This is a genomic window from Citrobacter sp. RHBSTW-00944 (assembly GCF_013615435.1).
Classification (GTDB): Bacteria; Pseudomonadota; Gammaproteobacteria; order Enterobacterales; family Enterobacteriaceae; genus Citrobacter; species Citrobacter braakii.
In genome coordinates this window covers 4411490-4434020 of sequence record NZ_CP055418.1, presented here as the reverse complement: position 1 = coordinate 4434020, position 22531 = coordinate 4411490, and the positions used below count along the sequence as shown (strand labels likewise).

Sequence of the window (22531 nt, the reverse complement as noted above, 5' to 3'; positions counted from 1 at the left end):
TCAAATTAAGAATAGCTGTGAATGGAATGCTGGTAAATATTTGCAGTATTAATTATTTGGCCCCCAAAGGGGACCCGTGTAAATCAGGCAAAACGGTCATCACGCCCGTGGGGCTCGTTGAGGTCCTGCCACGGTCCGACAGAAATAATGCCGGTCGGGTTAATGGTTTTGTGGCTACGGAAGTAGTGATTGCGGATGTGATCGAAATTAACGGTCTCCGCAATGCCTGGCATCTGGTAGATATCGCGCAGGAAACCGTACAGGTTCAGATAGTCGCTAATCCGGTGTTTGTCGCACTTGAAGTGCGTCACATACACAGGATCAAAGCGCACCAGCGTGGTCCACAGGCGAATATCGGCCTCTGTTAACTGGTCCCCGGTCAGGTAGCGATGTTGCCCAAGGATCTGCTCCAGTCGCGCCAGAGATTGAAAGACTTTTTCTACGGCGTCGTCGTAGGCTTCCTGACTGGTGGCAAATCCGGCTTTATACACGCCGTTATTGACGTTGTCATAAATCCAGCCGTTCAGCTCGTCGATTTTAGTTTGCAGAGCGGGTGGATAGTAATCCCCTGCTTTCGCGCCCAGCGCATCACACGCAGTGTTAAACATACGGATGATATCTGCAGATTCGTTGCTGACAATGGTGTGGTTCTTTTTGTCCCACAGCACCGGAACGGTCACCCGACCGCTGTAGTGCGGATCGGCGTGTAAATAGAGTTGATAAAGAAATTCGTGCTGATACAGGGTATCGCCGGTTGCCGCCGGGAAGTTATCGTCAAAGGTCCAGCCGTTTTCCAGCATCAGCGGATGCACAACGGAAACGGAAATAAACGGTTCCAGCCCTTTGAGTTTACGCAAGATCAGCGTGCGATGCGCCCACGGACAGGCCAGAGAAACGTAGAGATGATAGCGGTCTTTTTCGGCGGCGAAACCCCCTTCGCCCGTTGGACCGGGTGCGCCATCTGCAGTGAGCCAGTTACGGAAAGCTGATGCAGAGCGTTGAAATTTTCCCCCGGTTGATTTGGTGTCATACCAGGTGTCATGCCATACGCCGTCAATGAGTTGTCCCATGATTTTCGCCTCCTCAGATAGCAAAAGCGAGGAGATGTCTCCTCGCTTTTTGATGCGTTTAGTATAGCTCGCTTACCATTTTTTATTCAGTACACGGTCGATGCTGAATGCGCCCGGACCGGTGATAGCCAGCAGCAGGAAGCCGCCTGCGATGGTCAGGTTTTTCATAAACATCAGAGAGTTCACACCTTCCGCAAAGTTGCTGTGGAAGAGGAACGCCGTCAGCAGCGTGAAGCCCGCGGTGAACAGCGCAGTAGTACGGGTCAGGAAACCAAACAGGATGGCCAGACCGCCGCCAAACTCAAGCAGGATAACCAGCGGTAACATAAATCCTGGGACGCCCATGGCTTCCATGTACTGTTGGGTACCCGCATATCCGGTGATTTTTCCCCAACCTGCGGTAATAAACAGGATTGGCATCAGAATGCGCGCTACCAGTACACCAACATCTTCTAATTTCTTCATCATACTCTCCAGGAAACCACTCAGGCGGCTTATTGTGTTTTTTTGTGCAACGACGTCGCAGAGCGCGTCGTTGCTGTCGATGGAGAGAATCATAAACGCGGCTAATGACAATTGTTAGCAAGGAAAACTGTCAGAAATTTTCAAAAAATTTGAGGTTAGGGGGAGGAGAGGTGATTAGCCGCGCAGTTGCTGTTGTCTGATGGTCGATTTAACCAGACGCCAGATGCTCCACACGCTAAAGCCGCGTTTAGCCCAGCGTACCAGCAGATTCGGGTTACGAATGGTGCGAACCGCCATAATACTGCTTCCGACCAACACCCAGCCACGCAGGTTCAGCAGCGTCTTCCAGCCACGATCGTAAACTTCGGTGGCTTCCAGCCAGTCGCGGCGAGTGGCAGACAGATCCAGCCGTTGCTGCTGGATCTGTCCAAGCAGTTGCGCCTTACGTTGTTGACGTTCGACTTTACTGCTCATTATGCATCATCCTCCAGGGCCTGCCTGTCGTTAGCGAGTTCATTGCGCGTATGGCGTAGCAGCGTTGTTTTACGCGCTTTACTCAGCGTCCATAGCCCGCCGATAAGCGCTAAAAGCAACAGCACAACGGTGGTGGCAATCATGGCGTTCAGGCGATACTGCGGGTCTATGGCCCAGATGATAAGCACCATCAGGCTCATCAGACCAAACGCCGCGAACAGCATGGTCAGCCCAAGCATCAGCAGGATCTGGATGAGATTGGCTTTTTCCTCTTCCAGCTCAACGACGGCCAGCCGCAGCCGCGTCTCTACGATCTCAACGAGAATCGTCAGGATCCGCTGTCCAATACCCAGTACGCCTTTGCCTGGACCTTGTGCGTGTTGAGAGTCTGCCATTATTAACGGCGCGACAGCAGTACACCAAGTACCACACCGACTGCAGCGCCAATGCCGACGCCTGTCCATGGGTTTTCGCGTACGTAGTTATCGGCTTTTGCCGCGGCCTCACGGGTCTGTTTGGCAATCACATCGCTGGTTTCGCTCAGACGATGGCGGCTCTCGCGTAACGCATGTTCGGCTTTGCTGCGAATTTTACTCATCTCTTCCTTCGACTTATCGCCAGAGGAGCTAAGTACTTCTTCAAGCGTATCCGCAAGAGATTTCAGCTCAGCGCGCAGGTTTTCCGTAGCATTATCTTTCGACATAGTTTTCTCCAGTTGAGTGGCTAGTTACCGTACTTAGTAATCGCGTGTCTCGAGTTCTTTCAGCTCTTGCTGAGCTTCAGCAAGCTTATGTTCGCGCTTGGCTATCTTATCCGCATCGCCTTTTTGCTTCGCCTCGGCCAAATCACGTTGACGCTCGGCTATCTCATTTTTCTGCTCGGCGATTTTTTTCTGATGGTCGGCGCGCAGTTTGCTGTCAGTACAATTTGCCCGAACTTCGCTCAGCGCTTTGTTCAGACCATTGATGCGGTTTTGATTGTTGTGCTTTTCGGCATAGCTTATCTCCCGCTGAATATCCTGTTCTTTTTCCTGACAGAGGGTGGAGGCGTAACTGCCGGCACTGAGAGCGAAAAGACTAATTGCTAAAGCGATGCGGTATTTCATTCTTGAACCTTCCATTGTGATTCGACCTTGTGGCTTTGGCCGATGCTCCAGAATAATAAAGCAATGGGTCATAAACCCAGTTTATTAATCATAGGCGCTAAATGATGAAATCACCAAAGTGAGTGATCTAATTCAGATTCCTGGAGATTAACCAAAACGGTGCGGGGTATCACGTAAGCGGGATAACCACTGTACCGCCTGATTATCATCATCCTGCTGAGCAATAACGAAACCGTGCGGTAACGTTCGGTCCAGCACGACCTTTGCGGCTGCGCTTTGCGCGCTGGAATCAAAGGTGATCAGCAGCGCGTCATTTTGCGGAGTAATGCTTTTAAAGCGAATGCCGTTGGCGTCCAGGTGATGCCAGATAGAGAAGCCATCAGGCATGGTGGCTCCCTGGTTTACAGCACGAATGGCAAGCGTTGACTCCTGCTGGCGGATGACCGACCAGGTCAGGAGCAGCGCGCCGATAAACAGCATAAAAGTAGTCGTCCAGGCCAGTCGTCGGAGTGTTATGCATGATTTCAGCATAATTTACCCTCGGTTCCCGTATTTCTTTTTCCAAAGCACAACCAGTGAACCTGCCAGACCAAACACCAGTAACACCACGGGAAGCAGCATCAGACAAGACATCAGCTGATCTTCATATTTGAGAAACACTGGCGTTTTGCCCAGCAGATAGCCAAGCGTTGTGAGAATCAGAACCCAAAGCAGTCCGCTCATCCAGTTAAAGAACTGAAAGCGCGCATTGTTCAGACCGGACAATCCTGCGATGGTCGGCAGTAATGTTCTGACAAACGCGATAAAGCGACCGACCAACAGGGCAGACAAGCCATGCTTATGGAACAGATGATGTGCGCGCTGATGGTAGTGCGCGGGTAGATGAGACAGCCAGTTTTGAACGGTGCGGGTATTTCCCAGCCATCTCCCCTGGATATAGCTGAGCCAGCAACCCAGGCTGGCCGCGGTGGTGAGCAGCAGTACCGTTTGCGGAAAACCCATCGCGCCTTTAGCGATAAGTACGCCGACCAGTACCAGTAGACTGTCGCCAGGTAAAAAGGCTGCTGGCAGCAGTCCGTTTTCCAGAAACAAAATGGTAAACAGTACGAAATAGAGCATGCCAATCATGGAGGGATTGGCCAGCGTTTCAAAATCCTGAGCCCATAAAGCATTCAATAATTGAGTCAGTAGTTCCATTCAATATTCCTGGAGAATCGGTTGTCGTCATGCCGGTATTCTGGAGTTTGTAACGCCGCAATTTTATTGGTGTTTTTTACATGGATCGCGGTCTGACACAAATTCACGGCCTGAACTATTCCCTGTAAAGTTGTGAAGTAAGCAAGCTCTCAAACACAAAAATTCAAATAACAACTAATTGTAACAAAGGTCAACGTAGTCCGTTATAGAAATTACGGGTGTTGCACTGTGATTTTGCTTATCGCAATGGAGGGAGGCGAGAGGATTTACACAGGCTGACACTTTATACCTAATGCTTACCAAGCGTCAGAAACAGGCGCTTTGTCGCGCCTGCATCGTTAAGATTGTTTATTTTGCGCCGTTAGCTGCCGTATCGAGATGAATGACGGGATTATCGGTAAAAAGATAACGGTCTGCGTTGAATTCAAAATCATCACTGGTTTCGTTAAACAGCATCTGCTTTGTGTTCTCAAGATGCTGCCACATTGCCAGTTTGGCGGCGTGTGGATCTTTGCGAATCAGCGCCCGCAGGATCTGGTCATGGTCGTCGCACCAGTTATCTATCGTGCGCAGGTCGATGTGGTCGTGCAGCTTCTTCCAGTAGGGGTTGTGAATACGCTGAGTCCACATTTTTTCAACAATCGCGGCCAGGGCAGAGTTCTGTGTTGCCAGCGCGACCTGCACATGGAACAGGAGATCCCACTCGGAGTCACGAAAGCTTTTTTCGTTACGCGACTTCTCCTGAATTTCCATCAGTTTCATGATGTCCTGTTTGGTCACCTGGGTGGCGGCAAACTCAGCAATGTTGCTTTCTATGAGCTGGCGAGCCTGGAGCAGCTCAAACGGACCGTAGCTGGCGAATTCCAGACTTTCATCTGGCGCGACATAGTGTTTGGGTTGGTTTGAAATGACGTGGATCCCCGATCCTTTACGCACTTCAACATAGCCCTCAACCTCGAGCATGATAATCGCTTCACGAACCACGGTGCGGCTGACATTTTTTTCATCGGCGATAAAGCGCTCGGCGGGGAGTTTGTCACCCACCAGGTAGACACCCTGCTCAATGCGTTCTTTCAGATCAGCGGCAAGTTGTTGGTACAAACGTCGTGGTTCGGTGATTTCCATATGCGCTCCAGGCATGATACGGCAGACTCTATTTGTTATACCACTTTTGCGATTACGGCTCCACTCGCGGCGATAAAAAAGCCGCCAGATGACTGGCGGCTTAGCATTACATAACCTTGTTAAATCGTGTCTGGTTAACTTTGCGCAGCGGGATCGCCAGTTTGCGAAGCTGACTCGACCTCGCTGGCCGATTTGTTCTGCAATACCGTCCAGATGACTAACGCGCCGAGCAGGTCGAATACCGCCAGTACGGCGAACAGCGGGCTGAAGCCGATGGTGTCAGCCAGCGCGCCAACGACCAGCGCAAACAGCGTACTTGCAAGCCATGCGGACATACCGGTCAGACCGTTCGCGGTTGCCACTTCATTACGACCAAATACGTCAGAAGAGAGCGTGATCAGCGCACCGGACAGCGCCTGGTGAGCAAAGCCGCCGACGCACAGCAGGGCGATAGCAATGTACGGGCTGGTGAACAGACCGATCATCCCTGGGCCAATCATCAGCAATGCGCCCATGGTGACGACCATTTTACGGGAAACGATCAGGTTAACGACGAACCAGCGCTGGAACAGCGGCGGTAAGTAACCCCCTACGATACAGCCCAGGTCAGCAAACAGCATCGGCATCCAGGCAAACATCGCAATCTCTTTCAGGTTAAAGCCGTAGACTTTAAACATGAACAGCGGGATCCAAGCGTTGAAGGTACCCCAGGCCGGCTCTGCCAGGAAACGCGGCAGCGCGATGCCCCAGAACTGGCGGTTACGCAGGATCTGACCGAGAGACATTTTCTTGGCGGTGCTGTTTTTATGCTGTGATTCCTGACCATTCAGAATGTAATCACGTTCTTCATCAGACAGTTTTTTCTGGTCGCGTGGGTGTTTGTAAAATACCAACCAGCACATGGCCCAGATGAAGCTCAGGGCACCGGAAATAATGAATGCCATCTGCCAGCTGTGCATGACGATAGCCCAGACGACCAGCGGCGGAGCAATCATCGCGCCGATAGAGGAACCGACGTTAAAGTAACCCACGGCGATTGAACGTTCTTTTGCCGGGAACCATTCAGAACTGGCTTTCAGACCCGCAGGGATCATCGCAGCTTCAGCGGCACCGACTGCGCCTCGCGCCAGCGCCAGTCCACCCCAGCTACCAGCCAGTGCGGTCGCGCCACAGAAGACGGCCCACAGAACGGCGAACATCGCGTAACCAATTTTTGTGCCGAGCACATCGAGCACGTAGCCGGCAACAGGTTGCATTACGGTGTAAGCAGCAGAATACGCTGCGATGATATAGGAATACTGTTGGGTGGAGATGTGTAACTCTTCCATCAGAGTTGGCGCAGCTGCCGCCACAGTGTTACGTGTCAGGTAACCCAGCACGGTGCCAAGCGTCACCAGTGCGATCATGTACCAACGTAACCCTTTAATTTTACGCATGTAAAACCTCATCGTTTTGTTATGTCCGCGAACGAGCGGTCATCTTCCAGTTCAGGGAGGAGGATGTTCTTTTACGAGGGGGTAACCGAAAAAAAAGCCGGTACTCCCCGAACTCTGCCATGTCAATATTTGTGCTAATTCGGTTTCCGTACCGGTTAATCCGATGGTGATACATCGGTAATTTGCATTCCGTCGGCTTATGTATTGCGACGGCAAAAAGATAACTTGTCATACAGCTTTAAAAGGTGAGTGCCATCACAAAAGTGTGAATCTTCGTGTGGTCATTATTTCGATTCAGCAAAGCCAGTGCTGGTGCGGCTTGGCGCGAGGTTTACCTCTTTGAGAGTAATTTTTTTGTCGCCATTTGTTGATCTAACTCACGAAAATATCTTCAGTGTATGGAAATTGGTGTGATAACTTTGTCAACATCAAAACATAAGCAATCTGACGCACTCGCTGAGAGGAAGACGATAATGACCCCGTTTATGACTGAAGATTTCCTGTTGGACACCGAATTTGCCCGCCGTCTGTATCATGATTACGCCAAAGACCAGCCAATCTTCGACTACCACTGCCATTTGCCACCGCAACAAATCGCGGAAAACTACCGTTTTAATAACCTGTATGACATCTGGCTGAAGGGTGACCACTACAAGTGGCGTGCGATGCGTACTAACGGCGTCGCTGAGCGCCTGTGTACCGGCGATGCGTCCGATCGCGAGAAGTTTGACGCCTGGGCCGCCACGGTTCCGCACACAATCGGTAACCCGCTGTACCATTGGACCCACCTCGAATTACGTCGCCCGTTTGGTATTACAGGTAAGCTGCTGTCTCCGGCAACGGCTGACGAAATCTGGAACCAGTGCAACGAACTGCTGGCGCAGGACAAATTCTCCGCGCGTGGCATCATGCAGCAGATGAATGTGAAAATGGTTGGTACTACCGATGACCCGATCGACTCTCTGGAGCATCACGCGGCCGTTGCTAAAGACGGAAGCTTTGATGTGAAAGTGCTGCCGAGCTGGCGTCCGGATAAAGCCTTTAACATTGAGCAGGCGACCTTTAATGATTATATGGCGAAGCTCGGTGAGGTGTCTGACACGGATATCCGCCGCTTCAGCGACCTGCAAGCTGCGCTGACCAAACGTCTGGATCACTTTGCGGCTCACGGCTGTAAAGTCTCTGACCACGCGCTGGACGTGGTGCTGTTTGCTGAATCTAACGAATCTGAACTGGATAGCATTCTGGCACGCCGCCTGGCGGGTGAAACGCTGAGCGAGCATGAAGTTGCCCAGTTTAAAACCGCGGTGCTGGTGTTCCTCGGTGCGGAATACGCGCGTCGTGAATGGGTACAGCAGTACCATATCGGCGCACTGCGTAATAACAACCTGCGTCAGTTCAAACTGTTGGGCGCGGATGTCGGCTTCGACTCCATCAACGATCGCCCGATGGCCGAAGAGCTGTCCAAACTGCTGAGCAAGCAGAACGAACAGAACCTGCTGCCGAAAACTATTCTCTACTGTTTGAACCCGCGCGATAACGAAGTGCTGGGCACCATGATCGGCAACTTCCAGGGCGAAGGTATGCCGGGCAAGATGCAGTTCGGTTCCGGCTGGTGGTTCAACGATCAGAAAGACGGTATGGAGCGTCAGATGACGCAGCTGGCCCAGCTCGGTCTGCTGAGCCGTTTCGTCGGCATGCTGACCGATAGCCGTAGCTTCCTGTCATATACGCGCCATGAATATTTCCGTCGCATCCTGTGCCAGATGATTGGCCGTTGGGTTGCTGCAGGTGAAGCGCCGGCAGATATCCAGCTGTTGGGTGAAATGGTCAGAAATATTTGCTTCAACAATGCGCGTGATTATTTCGCCATTGAACTGAACTAAGGCCTGGGTGAAGGTATGCAATACATCAAGATCCATACGCTGGATAACGTCGCGGTAGCGCTCGCTGATTTGGCTGAAGGAACCGAAGTCACCGTTGATGGGCAAGCGGTAATCCTGCGCCAAGCGGTTTCTCGTGGCCATAAATTCGCTTTATGCGATATTGCGCAAGGCGAAAACGTCATTAAATACGGTTTGCCAATCGGTCATACGTTGGTGGACGTGGCGGCGGGTGAGCATATTCATGCTCACAACACGCGCACGAATCTGAGCGACCTGGACACGTATAGCTACCACCCTGATTTTCAGGCAGAGCTTGTTCAACCCGCCGATCGCGACGTACAGATCTACCGTCGCGCCAACGGCGAGGTCGGCGTGCGCAACGAACTGTGGATCCTGCCGACGGTCGGCTGCGTCAACGCTATGGCGCGTCAGATGCAGAACCGCTTTCTGAAAGAGACCAACGACGCCGAGGGTATCGACGGCGTGCATCTCTTCAGTCACACCTACGGCTGTTCACAGCTGGGTGATGACCACATCAACACCCGTACCATGCTGCAAAATATGGTGCGCCACCCGAATGCGGGTGCGGTGCTGGTGGTCGGCCTGGGCTGTGAAAACAACCAGGTTGATGCCTTCCGCGAAACTTTAGGCGAGTACGATCCTGAGCGTGTTCACTTTATGGTCTGCCAACATCAGGAAGACGAAGTGGAAGCGGGGATTGAACATCTCCATCAGTTGTACAACGTGATGCGTAACGATAAGCGTGAGCCGGGTAAGCTGGGCGAGCTGAAGTTTGGTCTGGAATGCGGCGGCTCTGACGGCCTGTCTGGTATTACCGCCAACCCGATGCTGGGGCGTTTTTCCGACTACGTGATTGCCAACGGCGGCACCACCGTGCTGACTGAAGTACCGGAAATGTTCGGTGCCGAGCAGCTGCTGATGGACCACTGCCGTGACGAAGAAACCTTCGGCAAGCTGGTGACCATGGTCAATGACTTTAAGCAGTACTTCATTGCTCACGACCAGCCGATTTACGAGAATCCATCGCCGGGCAACAAAGCGGGCGGGATCACCACGCTGGAAGATAAATCTCTGGGCTGCACGCAAAAAGCGGGCTCCAGCCAGGTGGTGGATGTACTGCGCTACGGCGAACGCCTGAAGACACACGGCCTGAACTTACTGAGCGCGCCGGGTAACGATGCGGTTGCTACCAGTGCCCTCGCGGGCGCGGGCTGTCATATGGTGCTGTTCAGCACCGGCCGCGGTACGCCGTACGGCGGTTTTGTGCCGACGGTGAAAATTGCGACCAACAGCGAGCTGGCGGCCAAGAAAAAACACTGGATCGATTTTGACGCCGGACAGCTGATCCACGGTAAAGCGATGCCTCAGCTGCTGAGCGAGTTTGTCGATACGATCGTTGAGTTCGCCAATGGCAAGCAAACCTGCAACGAGCGCAACGATTTCCGGGAACTGGCTATCTTTAAAAGCGGCGTAACATTGTAATTACCCTTCATCTTTCGCGTGACAGCCGCGTTGGCTGCGTCCATTCACCCCGGTCACTTACTCCAGTAAGCTCCCGGGGATGTCTGAACTTACCGCCTTGCGGTAGCACGAAATCTATTGGGTAATCGAAATGGAGTGGATTTTAAAAACGGCGTTTCATAATATGGAGCGCCGTTTGTTTTTGCGTTTCCTCACAAGGATCTCCCATGACCGCGTATTGGCTGGCCCAGGGCGTAGGTGTCATCGCCTTTTTGATCGGCATTACCACCTTTTTCAATCGAGATGAGCGCCGGTTCCGGCTGCAACTTGCCGTCTACAGCGCCACCATTGGCGTGCATTTTTTTCTGATGGGCGCCTGGCCTGCGGGAATGAGTGCAGAGCTAAACACCATCCGCACACTCGTCTCGATGCATACCCGCAAACTGTGGGTAATGACCGTTTTTATTATCCTCACCCTGGTTCTCGGGCTGGCGAAATTACAGCATGCGATGGAGCTGTTGCCGATTATCGGCACGCTGGCCAGCACCTGGGCGCTGTTTCGCTGCCAGGGGCTGACCGTGCGCTGCGTAATGTGGTGCGCGACCGCCTGTTGGGTTATCCATAATTTCTGGTTGGGATCGATTGGTGGGACGATGATCGAAGGTAGTTTTCTGGTGATGAACGGCCTGAACATTATTCGCTTCCGGCGGATGCAAAAACGCGGAATTGATCCATTCAAAATTGAAAAAAGCGTACAAGAAGAGAACCCCTCCGTCCGGTGACGGAGGGGCAGAGATTAGCCGCGCAGGGCGTTATTTGCCAGACGTTCGTCTTCAGCCTGGCAGGCCGCAGCGGTAAACAGGACGTCTGTAGAAGAGTTCAGCGCCGTTTCACAGGAATCCTGCAATACGCCGATGATAAAGCCAACGGCAACGACCTGCATGGCGATGTCATTCGGGATACCGAACATATTACATGCCAGTGGGATCAGCAGCAGAGAACCTCCCGCCACGCCCGATGCGCCGCAGGCGCACAGCGAAGCCACCACGCTCAGTAACAGCGCCGTCGGTAAATCGACCGGAATACCCAACGTATTCACCGCCGCCAGCGTCAACACGGTAATGGTGATCGCCGCGCCAGCCATATTGATGGTAGCTCCCAGCGGGATAGACACCGAATAGGTATCACGATCCAGGTTCAGCTTCTCACACAGCGCCATATTCACCGGAATGTTTGCCGCGGAGCTACGGGTAAAGAAGGCGTACACGCCGCTTTCACGCAGACAGGCCAGCACTAACGGATATGGGTTGCGGCGAATTTTCCAGAATACCAGCAGCGGGTTGACCACCAGTGCCACCAGCAGCATACAGCCTACCAGCACGGTCAGCAGCTGCGCGTAGCCCCAAAGCGTGGCGAAACCGGTGGTTGCCAGCGTGGAGGAGACCAGGCCGAAGATACCGATCGGCGCGAAACGAATCACCAGCTTCACCATAAAGGTAACAGCGTTGGACATATCGTTGACCAGATTTTTGGTCGTTTCATTACCGTGACGCAGCGCAAAGCCCAGACCGACGGCCCAAACCAGGATGCCGATGTAGTTGGCGTTAAGCAGTGCATCAATTGGGTTAGAAACCATGCTCATTAGCAGGCCACGCATCACTTCGATAATGCCGGACGGCGGTACGATATCGCTGGCGCTGCTGGAAAGATGCAGTGTCGATGGGAAAGCGAAGCTGAAGACAACGGCCGCTAGCGCTGCGGAAAATGTTCCGAGCAGGTAGAGGAACAGGATTGGGCGGATATTGGTTTTTTGCCCGTGCTGGTGGTTGGCGATAGAAGCCATTACCAGCATCAGAACCAGAATTGGCGCGACGGCTTTTAACGCGCCGACGAACAGAGTACCCAGTAAACCAACGGCTTCTGCCGCAGGTTTTGACACCAGTGCCAGTAAAATCCCCAGAACCAAACCGATCAAAATTTGTTTAACCAGGCTCCCTTGCGCCAGGCGCGAGAATAGCCCCGATGAACGTTGCGTAGTCATGTAGTAATCCTTTCATTGTGTTGTTGCCCTGCCTTTGTGCGTTCTGTAGACGCATCTTTCAGGATGAGGCAAATGTTTGCATGGCTGAGTATAAGGAAAGAACAGGGTTCTGGAAGCGAAATATCCTGGATTTCGCGTCGAGATCATATTTTATAACTTTGAGTTAACATTATTTTGACATGATAAACAAAAAGCCCGACGCACGCAGTGTGCTGTCGGGCTTTTCAGCTAGCAGATGAAACTTACTGTATTTGTTGCTTTTTATCGTGCTGGTGGTTGACCCAGGCGTTCACAATCAGCGTCACAAACAGAATGCCAAATACCACGCCTAACGAGATAGCGATCGGGATATGGTAGAAATCGACGATCAGCATCTTAATACCGATAAACACCAGAATGACCGACAAACCGTACTTCAGCATGGAGAAACGCTCCGCCACGCCCGCCAGCAGGAAGTACATTGCGCGCAGACCCAAAATAGCAAACAGGTTTGAGGTCAACACGATGAACGGGTCGGTAGTGACGGCAAAGATAGCCGGAATACTGTCGACGGCAAAAATGACGTCGCTCAGCTCAACCAGAATCAACACCAGCATCAGCGGCGTAACAAACAGCAGGCCGTTTTTACGCACGAAGAATTTTTCATCTTCGATGGTATCGGTCATGCGCAAATGACCGCGCAGCCAGCGTACTAACGGCCTGTCGCCAATACCGGAAGCATCTTCTTTCGCCAGCGCCATTTTTACGCCGGTAAACAGCAGGAATGCACCAAACACGTACAACAGCCACTCAAACTGGGTGATAAGCCAACTGCCGGCGAAGATCATGATCGTACGCAGAACAATGGCTCCCAGCACGCCATACACCAGTACCCGACGCTGCAACGCAGGCGGTACGGAGAAGTAGCTGAACAGCATCAACCAGACAAAGACGTTATCTACTGCCAGCGATTTTTCGATCAAATAGCCGGTAAGGAACGCCAGCGCCTGTGGGTCGGCAACGGCGCGGCCCTGGGTTTGTGCCAGGTACCACCAGAAGACGGCGTTAAACAGTAACGACAGCGTTACCCAAACGATTGACCAGGCCGCAGCCTGCTTCATTGACATCGTATGCGCGCCACGACGACCCTGCAACAGCAGGTCGATGGCCAGCATAATTACCACCACGACAGCGAAGCCACCCCATAACAACGGTGTGCCGACAGTATTCATTGTATTTCCCCATGCATAAAAAAACGGCCAACGCCGAATGACGTTAGCCGCTGCTTTTTATGCATAGACCTTGCCATTCGGCAAGGTCTCACTTACAACAACAAAGGAATACGATGGCGTATTCCTTTGTTATCGCCCGGCGACCGGATGTGGTTTTTCACACATCGTAATGACGATCAACCGACAACGAAGTTACTCCCCTTTGCGGGTTACAAAATATTACAGGCCATGCATTCAGTCAATGGCCTGCAACATTCGTTTTACATACTTTTACGCAGTCAGCGATATTACCGCTTCGTCTGCCGGGAAAATCACGCCGGTCTGGCGGCGAATCTCTGTTTGCAGTTTGGCGGTGATATGGCTGACGGCCAGTGCGGGGTGATCCACTTCGCCGGATTCAACCAAATGAGCAAAAGCCTCTGCCTCATACAGCATAGTATTGATGTGCTGAGGCGTCGTCAGATCCTGGGTTTTCCCCCCGCGAGGAACGAAGCACACTTTCTGACACTCGGAGATATGCTCGATCACCAGCGATCCCTGCTCACCCTGAATTTCACTGGCTAACACCGAGTCGCTTACTTTTGAGTGCTGGAGTGTGACGCTGAAATCACCGTAATTCATCACCACCACGCCGTGGGCATCTACGCCGCTTTCCAGCAGACTGGCGCTGGCCTGAACGCTTTGCGGCTCACCCCACAGCGCAACCGCTGAGGCCAGGCAGTAAAAACCGATATCCATAATCGAGCCATTTGAGAACGCCGGATTAAACGTGTTCGGATTTTCACCGTCCAGATAGCGCTGGTAACGCGAGGAGTACTGGCAGTAATTAATAAACGCTTTCCTGATTCTTCCGACTTTGGGTAGAGATTGCTGCAACAGCAGGAAGTTAGGCAAGCTGGCGGTCTTAAACGCTTCAAACAGCACGACCTGATTTTCGCGCGCGCAGGCGATAGCGGCTTCGGCTTGCGCCAGGTTTGAGGCCAGCGGCTTTTCGCAAATAACATGCTTTTTGTGCCGCAAAAACAGCTCAGTCTGCGGGAAGTGCAGGGAGTTTGGACTGGCGATGTAGACGGCGTCGATCGCCTCGCTTTGCGCCATCGCTTCCAGTGAGGTAAACAGATGCTCGACGGGGTAATCGTTGGCGAAGGTCTGCGCCTGTTCAAGGCTACGGGAATAGACCGCGGTCAACTTATATTTGCCGGTTTCATGGGCGGCATCGACAAACTGGCGGGTGATCCAGTTTGTGCCAATTACTGCGAAACGTATCATAATGGCCTTCAGGCTGCGAAAAGGGATCCTTTCGTCAATTTAGCATGCTCTGAAGACAAAGCCAGTGCGCGACTACGCAGTTTGCTTTAACGATTGTTGCGTTAACCACAGGCGGGTATCGAACTCCAGTTGATGATACTGAGGCTCCATATGACAGCACAGCTGGTAAAACGCTTTGTCGTGCTCTTTTTCTTTCAGATGCGCCAGTTCATGAACGACGATCATGCGTAAAAAAGGTTCAGGGGCATTGCGAAACACGGTGGCAACGCGGATCTCCGCTTTGGCTTTTAGCTTACCGCCCTGCACGCGAGATACGGCGGTATGCAGCCCCAGCGCATTCTTCAGAACGTGTATCTTGCTGTCATACATGACTTTATTCAGCGGCGGGGCATTACGCAGGAACTGATTTTTCAGATCCTGAGTATATTGCCAGAGCGCTTTGTCGGTCGCGAAATCATGCGTCCCCGGATAGCGCTTCTCCAGCACTGCGCCCAGACGCTGTTCAGCAATCAGCGTTCTCACCTGAGAAAGTAAATTCTCTGGGTAGCCCTGGAGATAAGTTAGTTGGTTCATCTTTGCCCATGCCAATCATAAAAAGTGTATACTCACGCACCCTTTTCAGGGATACGCCGAAATTTTACCATTCAGGAGGGCCGATGAGCCACATAGACAACGGTTTCCGTTCGCTGTCACTTAAACGTTTCCCGGAAACGGATGACGTTAACCCGCTGCTGGCGTGGGAAGCGGCAGATGAATATCTGCTGCAACAGCTGGACGATACCGAGATTAGCGGCCCGGTGCTAATCCTGAATGATACCTTTGGCGCGCTGGGCTGTGCGCTGGCGCAACATTCGCCGTACAGCATTGGCGACTCCTATCTCAGCGAGCTTGCCACACGCGAGAACCTGCGTCATAACGATATTGCCGAGTCGAGCGTCAAGTTCCTCGACAGTACGGCTGACTACCCGCAGGCGCCGGGCGTGGTGCTGATTAAGCTGCCAAAAACCATGGCGCTGCTGGAGCAGCAACTGCGCGCGCTGCGCGAAGTGGTAACGCCGCAAACGCGTATCATCGCCGGGGCAAAAGCGCGTGACGTGCATACCTCGACGCTGGAGCTGTTCGAAAAAGTGTTGGGTCCAACCACCACGACGCTGGCGTGGAAAAAAGCCCGTTTAATCAACTGTACGTTCAGCAAACCTGAGCTGGCCGCTGCCTCGCAAACGCTAAGCTGGAAGCTGGAAGGTACCGAATGGACTATCCATAACCACGCCAACGTCTTCTCCCGTACCGGACTGGATATCGGCGCGCGCTTTTTTATCGAGCATCTGCCGGAAAACCTCGAAGGGGAGATTGTTGACCTCGGCTGTGGTAACGGTGTCATCGGTATGACGCTGCTGGCGAAGAACCCGGAAGCCAACGTGATATTTGTTGATGAATCGCCGATGGCGGTGGCTTCAAGCCGCTTGAACGTGGAAAGTAACATGCCTGAAGCGCTGGATCGCTGTGAGTTTATGATCAACAACGCGCTGTCGGGCGTCGAACCGTTCCGCTTTAACGCCGTGCTGTGCAACCCACCGTTCCACCAGAGGCACGCGCTGACGGATAACATTGCCTGGGAGATGTTCCACCACGCTCGTCGCTGCCTGAAAATCAACGGTGAGCTGTACATTGTGGCTAACCGTCACCTTGACTACTTCCACAAGCTGAAGAAGATTTTCGGCAACTGCGTGACCATCGCCACCAATAATAAATTCGTGGTACTGAAAGCGGTCAAAACCGGTCGCCGCCGCTAATCGTGTGTGCCGGATGGCGGCGTGACCGCCTTATCCGGCCTACGAAATACATACTGTTAAATTTCCAGCGCCAGCATCGTCCCTTGGGCAATAGCGCGTCGGGCATCCAGCTCCATCGCCACATCGCAGCCGCCGATCAGATGTACCGTTTTACCTGCCGCGTGGAGTGGATCAACCAGTTCACGGCGCGGCTCTTGTCCGGCGCAAATCACCACGTTATCCACGTTAAAGATCAACGGTTCGCCGTTCAACACGACGTGTAACCCATCATCATCAATTTTCTGATAGCTAACTGCCGGGATCATTTTCACGCCGCGTGAGAGCAGGGTGGCGCGATGGATCCAGCCCGTCGTTTTCCCTAAACCTTGTCCCGGTTTGCTGGCTTTGCGCTGCAACATCACTATCTGGCGCGGGCTGCGGGATAAGTGCGGGCCTTCCAGGCGTAAGCCGCCAGGCTGTTGCAGGCTGGTGTCGATCCCCCATTCCACGCAGAATTCCGCAATGTTTTGGCTGGTGGGCTCACCGGGCTGGCTCAAATACATGGCGGTATCAAAACCGATCCCGCCGCAGCCAACGATCGCCACGCGTTTGCCCACCGGCATTTTATCGCGCAGGACGTCGAGATAGCTGAGCACTTTAGGATGCGCGATCCCCTCGATCGGTGGCATGCGTGGCTCGATCCCGCTGGCGAGGATCACTTCATCGAAGGGGTACAGATCGCGTGCGCTGACAAAGTGATTCAGCTTCAGCGACACGCCAGTCACATCTATCATCCGGCGGTAGTAGCGCAGGGTTTCATAGAATTCTTCTTTGCTGGGGATCTGCTTAGCGATATTAAACTGCCCGCCAATCTCGCTATGCGCGTCAAACAATGTCACGTGATGACCGCGTGCGGCGGCATTAATGGCGAAGGCGAGGCCTGCAGGACCTGCTCCGACAACCGCCAGATTTTTCGGCACAGTGGCGGCAACGATCGGCATTTTGGTCTCATGGCAGGCGCGCGGATTCACCAGGCAAGAGGTGACTTTGCCGACGAAGATCTGATCCAGGCAGGCTTGGTTACAGCCGATACAGGTATTGATCTCATCCGCTCGCCCGGTTTGCGCTTTTGACAGCAGTTCGGCATCGGCGAGGAACGGACGGGCCATCGACACCATATCGGCATCGCCACGGGCCAGAATGTCATCGGCGACTTGAGGATCGTTAATGCGGTTGGTGGTGACCAGTGGGATCGTCACATGCCCTTTCAGCTTACGTGTCACCCAACTAAACGCACCGCGTGGCACCGGGGTGGCAATAGTGGGAATACGCGCCTCATGCCAGCCAATACCGGTGTTAATAATGGTCGCCCCTGCGGCTTCTATCGCCTGCGCCAGTTGGACGGTTTCGTCGAAGGTTCCGCCGTTTTCCACCAGATCGAGCATCGACAGGCGGAAGATAATAATAAAGTCATTACCGGCACGCTGGCGTACCGCGCGCACCACTTCCACGGCAAAACGCATGCGGTTGGCATACTCGCCACCCCATTCGTCATTGCGCTGATTGGTGCGCAGAGTCAGGAATTCGTTGATGAGATAGCCTTCCGAGCCCATCACTTCGACGCCATCATAGCCCGCTTCCCGCGCCAGTTGAGCGCAGTGGGCAAAATCTTCAATCAACTGCAGCACCTCATCGTGCGTCAGCTCATGCGGCGTAAAGCGGTTGATTGGCGCCTGAATGGCAGAAGGTGCCACCAGATGCGGCTGGTAGCTGTAACGCCCGGTATGCAGGATTTGCAGGGCGATTTTGCCGCCTTCGTCATGCACGGCGTCGGTAATGACGCGATGATGTGCAAGCTGGCTGGTGTCGTTCAGCATCGCGCCGCCTTCCATCCCCACGCCGGAAAGCGCAGGCGCAATACCTCCGCTCACAATTAACGCTACGCCGTGACGGGCGCGTTCGGCGTAGAACGCGGCCAGCCGTTCTGCACCGTCGGGATACTCCTCCAGCCCGGTATGCATTGAACCCATCAGCACGCGGTTTTTAAGCGTGGTGAAGCCTAAATCGAGCGGGGCGAACAGCGACGGATAGCTCATAAAGGTGTCCAGTATGTAAAATTATTGTTATGTGGTCGGATGAGTTAATAATTTAGCCGTCGCCGCGTAAAAGGGAAAAGGGGAATGCCGTGATTGTGATGGGATTCAAAAAATGCCCCTGCGGACGCAAGGGCAAGTGGGTCAGAACGCCAGTCGTTTACCCAGACCGTCAAAGAGGTGCAGGTGCGACTCTTGTACGGTGAGCGTAAGCGGTGTATCCGGCATGAAGCTAAGCTGTTGAAAAGACTTCAGGCACACGGGGTGGCCGGCCAGATCCAACCACACCAGCGTGGAGTCGCCCTGTAATTCACACAGCCGGGTACGACCTTGCAATGTGAAATCCCCGGTCTGCTGGTACTGCATATGCTCCGGGCGGATGGCGACAAACAGTTTGTCCCCGTCGCTAACGCCTACGGGCTGACGGGTGAGGCGGAAGACGAGGTTATCGGCGATATGCAGCGCGCCTTCACGCCATACCGCTGGCAGAACATTAATTTTCGGCGTGCCGATAAACTCAGCGACGAACAGGTTTGCCGGGGTGTTATACAGCTCCAGCGGCGTGCCCACCTGCTCAATTTTTCCCTTGTAAAGCACCACGATGCGATCGGCCAGCGTCATCGCCTCCACCTGATCGTGCGTTACATAGATCATGGTGTTTTTCAGGGTGTTATGCAGCTGCTGGATCTCCTGGCGCATCCCGACCCGCAACGCGGCATCCAGGTTAGACAGCGGTTCATCAAACAGAAACAGTTCCGGTTGCTGGACAATAGAACGCCCGATCGCCACGCGCTGGCGCTGCCCGCCGGACAGATTCTGCGGCAGCCTGTCCAGCATCTCTTCCAGCTTCAGCATGCTGGCGGCGTGAGCGACCCGCTTATCAATCTCGGCGGCGGGCGTGTTGATATTACGTAAACCGAATGACAGATTTTCCCTGACGGTCATATGCGGGTAGAGGGCGTAGGACTGAAACACCATCGACAGGTTGCGTTTGCCCGCCGCAAGCCTGGTGACCTCTTTTCCCCCATCACCAGTTTACCGCCGTCGGGGATTTCCAGTCCGGCGATGATCCGCAGCAGCGTGGATTTCCCGCATCCGGAAGGGCCAACCAGTACAATGAACTCCCCGGAGGCGATCTCCAGCGACAGATTTTCAATGATGGTGTTCTTGCCCCAGGCTTTATGAATATTGCTCAGGCTTAGCGCGGTCATAACCTCTCCTTGTCAGAATCCCAGGCTGCAATCAGCGTTAAAAGTTCATCGGTTTTGCGCGCCAGCAGTGCCGTATCCGCGCGGGTTTCCACGTTCAGGTGCAGCAGCGGCTCGGTGTTGGACGCGCGTAAGTTGAAGCGCCAGTCAACGAAGTCGATGCTCAACCCATCGCAATCGTCACGCAGGCCGCCGGCTTGCAGATAGTGAGCGGCGATGGATTGCATGACCGATTGCGGATCGGCCACCGTCAGATTGATTTCGCCGGAAACCGGAAAGCGCACCTGGGCGTGTTCGATATACGCCGACAGTGGACGGCTGTCGCTGCCGATAATTTGCAGCAGCAATACCAGTGGGATCATCCCGCTGTCGCAATAGCCAAAATCGCGGAAGTAGTGGTGGCCGCTCATTTCTCCGCCGTAGACCGCGTCCTCTTGGCGCATCCGCGCTTTGATAAAGGCGTGCCCGGTTTTGCTGATGACCGGGATTCCGCCGCAGCGAGTTACAACGTCCAGCGTATTCCACGTCAGGCGCGGGTCCAGAATGATGTGACTGCCTATGGAGCGTTGCAGGAAGTGCTCGGCGAACAGGCCAACCAGGTAGTAGCTCTCAATAAAGCGGCCACACTCATCAAAGAAGAAGCAGCGATCGAAATCGCCGTCCCAGGCGATGCCGAAATCAGCCTGATTCTCGATAACCGCCTGCTGGGTGATGAGGCGGTTTTCCGTCAGCATCGGATTCGGCACGCCCGCCGGGAAATGACCGTCCGGCTGATGGTGCAGGCGAATAAACTCAATCTGAACGCCCGCACGGGCCAGTCCGTCGGCGATCGCGTCAAGCGCAGGCCCGACGGTGCCATGTCCGGCGTTGGTCACAATACGTAGCGGGCGAGTCGGCGGATGCTGAAGGAAGCGCAGCAGGCAGGCAATCCAGGCGGGGCGATTATCATAAGGGATGAGGCTGCCACGATGGACGATCGGAGCAAAGTCGTTGCGCTCTGCCAGCGCTTTTATCTCCAGCAGGCCGTTGTCGTTACTGATCGGACGCGCCTCTTCGCGCACCAGCTTCATACCATTGTACTGCGCCGGATTATGGCTGGCGGTTATCTGAATGCCGCCGTCGGCACGCAGTTCCCGGGTGGCGAAATAGATCTCTTCGGTGCCTGACAGACCAATGTCGATAACATCCACGCCGCTGGAAATCAGCCCGTCGGTCACGGCGGATTTTAACGATTCCGAGCTAAGGCGAATGTCGGCGCCGATCACTACCCGGCGCGGATGGCGCCAGGCGGCGTAAGCGCGACCGATGCGAAAGGCAATATCCGGCGTCAGGTTGACGCCAACCTCACCGCGAATGTCGTAGGCTTTAAAACAGGTTAGTTCATCCATAATCTACTCTTGTGTAATTAATGAGTCAGGCTGACTCCCGAATGATGAGCTGGTAAGGCAATTCATAGTGGGTCACCGGTCCTCTGGTGAGCAGCAATTTGACGGCCATTTCCCCTTTCTTTTCCGCGTCTTGCGCGATGGTGGTCAGGCGTATTCCCGCCATCTCAACGGCGAGATTATCGAAACCGGTAACGGCAACCCGCTGCGGAACCGCCAGTTGCTGCCGTTGGCAGTAGTGGATCGCGCCGACGGCGAAGCGATCGGAAAGGCAGATAAGCGCAGTGATCTCCGGATGGGTTTCCAGTAACGCTTTGGCCGCCTGTTCGCCGTGTTCTTCATCGTGTCGGGTTTGATACAGCCAGCACGTATCAAGGGCGAAGCCGCGCTGCTGGAAAACCTCCCGGCAGGCATTCACGCGGGAGAGCATCAGCAGGTTGTCGCCGGTGACGGGGGCGGTCAGATCGCACATTCCCTGCGCTGAGGGCTGTGACGGAAAGGCGATGATGCCGAAATGTCGATGACCTTTATCGGCCAGATAGCGGGCAATATCGCGCATGGCGCAGGCGTTATCGATGGAGACGCTGCTATGGTCGGGAAACTGAAAATCGAGCGTGACCACCGGACGCCCATGAGCCAGCGCGTGCTGGATCATGGCCGCATTGTTATGCGTGGCGTTGAGAATATAGCCATCAACCAGGGTGTTGAGCGGCGTCTGTTGCCGCTTACGCAAAGGGATCAAGACCAGATTGACGTTTTGTTCTTCACACTGGACGGCGATCCCCCGCATCAGCGCAATGTCGTGGGGATCGATAAACACGTAACTCATAGAGTCGTTGAATATCACGCCGATGGTGTCAGATTTGCCGGTACGCAGCGCGCGCGCCAGCTTGTCCGGTCCCTGAAAGCCAAGCTCGCTGGCATATTGCAAAATTCGCTGGCGCAGCTCCGGAGATAATTTTTCCGGATTATTCCATGCGTTCGACACCGTGGTATGGGAAATACCCATAATCTTGGCCAATGATTTTATCGTAATACGTTTCTTATCTTTATTATCATTAACGTTTATTTTCATTTTTAATATATTTGTTGGGTTTATATATTGGCGTGAATTATTTATTTCTATCGTCCATTGCGTTGAACGTTGATGCAAAGTTTAACGTTAAACAAAAATCGTTTTGTGATTTGTTTAACGTTAAACATAAAAAGGGGGTGTTAATTTACGCTCCATTCAATAGCAGGGTAGCGGTAAATCAATACTTATTGAAAGTAAATGGAGAGTTATCGTGAGAGTTGTAAAATTAGCTAAGGA

21 protein-coding genes and 1 pseudogene are annotated in these 22531 nt (G+C 53.5%); 4 read left to right on the top strand and 18 right to left on the bottom strand.

Annotated elements, in window-relative coordinates; all coding sequences use genetic code 11:
* Nucleotides 1-83: 83 nt before the first annotated feature.
* From yqjG to HV334_RS21450, 10 genes are all read right to left on the bottom strand, one after another.
* On the bottom strand, nt 84-1070 hold the full coding sequence (gene yqjG, locus HV334_RS21495) for a glutathionyl-hydroquinone reductase YqjG (RefSeq protein ID WP_047499648.1): 987 nt from the start codon (nt 1068-1070) through the stop codon (nt 84-86).
* Between the two features lie 72 nt (nt 1071-1142).
* Nucleotides 1143-1535: a DoxX family protein gene (locus tag HV334_RS21490; RefSeq protein WP_003024847.1), complete on the bottom strand. Its 393-nt coding sequence runs from the start codon at nt 1533-1535 to the stop codon at nt 1143-1145.
* Between the two features lie 174 nt (nt 1536-1709).
* The gene (locus HV334_RS21485; protein ID WP_003024845.1) at nt 1710-2009 is read right to left on the bottom strand and encodes a YqjK-like family protein; all 300 of its coding nucleotides are present in this window, start codon (nt 2007-2009) and stop codon (nt 1710-1712) included.
* On the bottom strand, nt 2009-2404 hold the full coding sequence (locus HV334_RS21480) for a phage holin family protein (protein WP_016157537.1): 396 nt from the start codon (nt 2402-2404) through the stop codon (nt 2009-2011). The genes HV334_RS21485 and HV334_RS21480 overlap by 1 nt, the downstream gene beginning before the upstream one ends.
* Nucleotides 2405-2406: 2 nt before the next feature.
* Nucleotides 2407-2712 (bottom strand): YqjD family protein, encoded by a 306-nt coding sequence (locus HV334_RS21475; RefSeq protein ID WP_003024832.1) that lies wholly within the window; start codon nt 2710-2712, stop codon nt 2407-2409.
* Between the two features lie 33 nt (nt 2713-2745).
* Nucleotides 2746-3114: a DUF1090 domain-containing protein gene (locus HV334_RS21470; RefSeq protein ID WP_016154619.1), complete on the bottom strand. Its 369-nt coding sequence runs from the start codon at nt 3112-3114 to the stop codon at nt 2746-2748.
* Between the two features lie 147 nt (nt 3115-3261).
* Entirely contained in the window at nt 3262-3630 is a 369-nt protein-coding gene (mzrA, locus tag HV334_RS21465) for an EnvZ/OmpR regulon moderator MzrA (protein WP_029139667.1), read from the bottom strand.
* 18 nt (nt 3631-3648) lie between these two features.
* Nucleotides 3649-4311 (bottom strand): DedA family general envelope maintenance protein YqjA, encoded by a 663-nt coding sequence (yqjA, locus tag HV334_RS21460; protein WP_003024820.1) that lies wholly within the window; start codon nt 4309-4311, stop codon nt 3649-3651.
* Between the two features lie 348 nt (nt 4312-4659).
* A complete protein-coding gene (gene exuR / locus HV334_RS21455) occupies nt 4660-5436 on the bottom strand; it encodes a transcriptional regulator ExuR (protein ID WP_047499647.1) in 777 nt (258 codons plus the stop codon).
* A 134-nt stretch (nt 5437-5570) separates the two neighbouring features.
* On the bottom strand, nt 5571-6872 hold the full coding sequence (locus HV334_RS21450) for an MFS transporter (protein WP_181220880.1): 1302 nt from the start codon (nt 6870-6872) through the stop codon (nt 5571-5573).
* A 473-nt stretch (nt 6873-7345) separates the two neighbouring features.
* Here HV334_RS21450 and uxaC point away from each other — a divergent pair, with 473 nt between their 5' ends.
* From uxaC to HV334_RS21435, 3 genes are all read left to right on the top strand, one after another.
* Complete coding sequence (gene uxaC, locus HV334_RS21445) at nt 7346-8758, top strand: glucuronate isomerase (RefSeq protein ID WP_047499643.1); 1413 nt, start codon at nt 7346-7348, stop codon at nt 8756-8758.
* Between the two features lie 15 nt (nt 8759-8773).
* On the top strand, nt 8774-10261 hold the full coding sequence (locus tag HV334_RS21440) for an altronate dehydratase family protein (RefSeq protein WP_016157534.1): 1488 nt from the start codon (nt 8774-8776) through the stop codon (nt 10259-10261).
* 206 nt (nt 10262-10467) lie between these two features.
* Nucleotides 10468-11022: a YgjV family protein gene (locus tag HV334_RS21435; protein ID WP_016154613.1), complete on the top strand. Its 555-nt coding sequence runs from the start codon at nt 10468-10470 to the stop codon at nt 11020-11022.
* Nucleotides 11023-11036: 14 nt separating this feature from the next.
* Here the strand turns inward: HV334_RS21435 and sstT are convergent, their stop codons facing one another.
* The 4 genes from sstT to HV334_RS21415 form a co-directional block, all read right to left on the bottom strand.
* On the bottom strand, nt 11037-12281 hold the full coding sequence (sstT, locus tag HV334_RS21430; protein ID WP_049283300.1) for a serine/threonine transporter SstT: 1245 nt from the start codon (nt 12279-12281) through the stop codon (nt 11037-11039).
* A 242-nt stretch (nt 12282-12523) separates the two neighbouring features.
* Nucleotides 12524-13492, bottom strand: coding sequence for a TerC family protein (locus HV334_RS21425; protein WP_016154611.1), 969 nt, complete (start codon nt 13490-13492; stop codon nt 12524-12526).
* 270 nt (nt 13493-13762) lie between these two features.
* Nucleotides 13763-14761 carry a Gfo/Idh/MocA family oxidoreductase gene (locus HV334_RS21420; RefSeq protein WP_181220879.1) on the bottom strand — a complete coding sequence of 333 codons (999 nt, stop codon included), beginning with the start codon at nt 14759-14761 and terminating at the stop codon, nt 13763-13765.
* Nucleotides 14762-14833: 72 nt separating this feature from the next.
* On the bottom strand, nt 14834-15334 hold the full coding sequence (locus HV334_RS21415) for a M48 family metallopeptidase (protein ID WP_016157533.1): 501 nt from the start codon (nt 15332-15334) through the stop codon (nt 14834-14836).
* 83 nt (nt 15335-15417) lie between these two features.
* Between HV334_RS21415 and rlmG the strand changes: the two genes are divergently transcribed.
* Nucleotides 15418-16554 carry a 23S rRNA (guanine(1835)-N(2))-methyltransferase RlmG gene (gene rlmG, locus HV334_RS21410; RefSeq protein WP_181220878.1) on the top strand — a complete coding sequence of 379 codons (1137 nt, stop codon included), beginning with the start codon at nt 15418-15420 and terminating at the stop codon, nt 16552-16554.
* Nucleotides 16555-16610: 56 nt separating this feature from the next.
* Here the strand turns inward: rlmG and HV334_RS21405 are convergent, their stop codons facing one another.
* The 4 genes and pseudogenes from HV334_RS21405 to HV334_RS21390 all read right to left on the bottom strand — a co-directional run bounded on the left by HV334_RS21405 (nt 16611) and on the right by HV334_RS21390 (nt 22294).
* On the bottom strand, nt 16611-18629 hold the full coding sequence (locus tag HV334_RS21405) for an NADPH-dependent 2,4-dienoyl-CoA reductase (RefSeq protein ID WP_181220877.1): 2019 nt from the start codon (nt 18627-18629) through the stop codon (nt 16611-16613).
* A 141-nt stretch (nt 18630-18770) separates the two neighbouring features.
* Nucleotides 18771-19837 (bottom strand): annotated as a pseudogene (gene ugpC / locus HV334_RS21400) (sn-glycerol-3-phosphate ABC transporter ATP-binding protein UgpC).
* Nucleotides 19834-21222: a phosphomannomutase CpsG gene (locus HV334_RS21395; RefSeq protein ID WP_181220876.1), complete on the bottom strand. Its 1389-nt coding sequence runs from the start codon at nt 21220-21222 to the stop codon at nt 19834-19836. Before HV334_RS21395 ends, ugpC begins: the two are co-directional and overlap by 4 nt.
* A gap of 25 nt (nt 21223-21247) precedes the next feature.
* Nucleotides 21248-22294 (bottom strand): LacI family DNA-binding transcriptional regulator, encoded by a 1047-nt coding sequence (locus tag HV334_RS21390; protein ID WP_181220875.1) that lies wholly within the window; start codon nt 22292-22294, stop codon nt 21248-21250.
* Nucleotides 22295-22531: the final 237 nt, after the last annotated feature.

What these genes read in the sequence shown, in the direction of transcription:
- HV334_RS21480 (WP_016157537.1), bottom strand. Translation starts at nt 2,404, where the DNA reads ATGGCAGACTCTCAACACGCACAAGGTCCAGGCAAAGGCGTACTGGGT.
- HV334_RS21450 (WP_181220880.1), bottom strand. Translation starts at nt 6,872, where the DNA reads ATGCGTAAAATTAAAGGGTTACGTTGGTACATGATCGCACTGGTGACG.
- HV334_RS21425 (WP_016154611.1), bottom strand. Translation starts at nt 13,492, where the DNA reads ATGAATACTGTCGGCACACCGTTGTTATGGGGTGGCTTCGCTGTCGTG.
- HV334_RS21415 (WP_016157533.1), bottom strand. Translation starts at nt 15,334, where the DNA reads ATGAACCAACTAACTTATCTCCAGGGCTACCCAGAGAATTTACTTTCT.
- HV334_RS21490 (WP_003024847.1), bottom strand. Translation starts at nt 1,535, where the DNA reads ATGAAGAAATTAGAAGATGTTGGTGTACTGGTAGCGCGCATTCTGATG.
- HV334_RS21405 (WP_181220877.1), bottom strand. Translation starts at nt 18,629, where the DNA reads ATGAGCTATCCGTCGCTGTTCGCCCCGCTCGATTTAGGCTTCACCACG.
- HV334_RS21475 (WP_003024832.1), bottom strand. Translation starts at nt 2,712, where the DNA reads ATGTCGAAAGATAATGCTACGGAAAACCTGCGCGCTGAGCTGAAATCT.
- HV334_RS21395 (WP_181220876.1), bottom strand. Translation starts at nt 21,222, where the DNA reads ATGGATGAACTAACCTGTTTTAAAGCCTACGACATTCGCGGTGAGGTT.
- uxaC (WP_047499643.1), top strand. Translation starts at nt 7,346, where the DNA reads ATGACCCCGTTTATGACTGAAGATTTCCTGTTGGACACCGAATTTGCC.
- sstT (WP_049283300.1), bottom strand. Translation starts at nt 12,281, where the DNA reads ATGACTACGCAACGTTCATCGGGGCTATTCTCGCGCCTGGCGCAAGGG.
- HV334_RS21390 (WP_181220875.1), bottom strand. Translation starts at nt 22,294, where the DNA reads ATGAAAATAAACGTTAATGATAATAAAGATAAGAAACGTATTACGATA.
- HV334_RS21435 (WP_016154613.1), top strand. Translation starts at nt 10,468, where the DNA reads ATGACCGCGTATTGGCTGGCCCAGGGCGTAGGTGTCATCGCCTTTTTG.
- yqjA (WP_003024820.1), bottom strand. Translation starts at nt 4,311, where the DNA reads ATGGAACTACTGACTCAATTATTGAATGCTTTATGGGCTCAGGATTTT.
- HV334_RS21485 (WP_003024845.1), bottom strand. Translation starts at nt 2,009, where the DNA reads ATGAGCAGTAAAGTCGAACGTCAACAACGTAAGGCGCAACTGCTTGGA.
- HV334_RS21440 (WP_016157534.1), top strand. Translation starts at nt 8,774, where the DNA reads ATGCAATACATCAAGATCCATACGCTGGATAACGTCGCGGTAGCGCTC.
- yqjG (WP_047499648.1), bottom strand. Translation starts at nt 1,070, where the DNA reads ATGGGACAACTCATTGACGGCGTATGGCATGACACCTGGTATGACACC.
- rlmG (WP_181220878.1), top strand. Translation starts at nt 15,418, where the DNA reads ATGAGCCACATAGACAACGGTTTCCGTTCGCTGTCACTTAAACGTTTC.
- HV334_RS21470 (WP_016154619.1), bottom strand. Translation starts at nt 3,114, where the DNA reads ATGAAATACCGCATCGCTTTAGCAATTAGTCTTTTCGCTCTCAGTGCC.
- HV334_RS21420 (WP_181220879.1), bottom strand. Translation starts at nt 14,761, where the DNA reads ATGATACGTTTCGCAGTAATTGGCACAAACTGGATCACCCGCCAGTTT.
- exuR (WP_047499647.1), bottom strand. Translation starts at nt 5,436, where the DNA reads ATGGAAATCACCGAACCACGACGTTTGTACCAACAACTTGCCGCTGAT.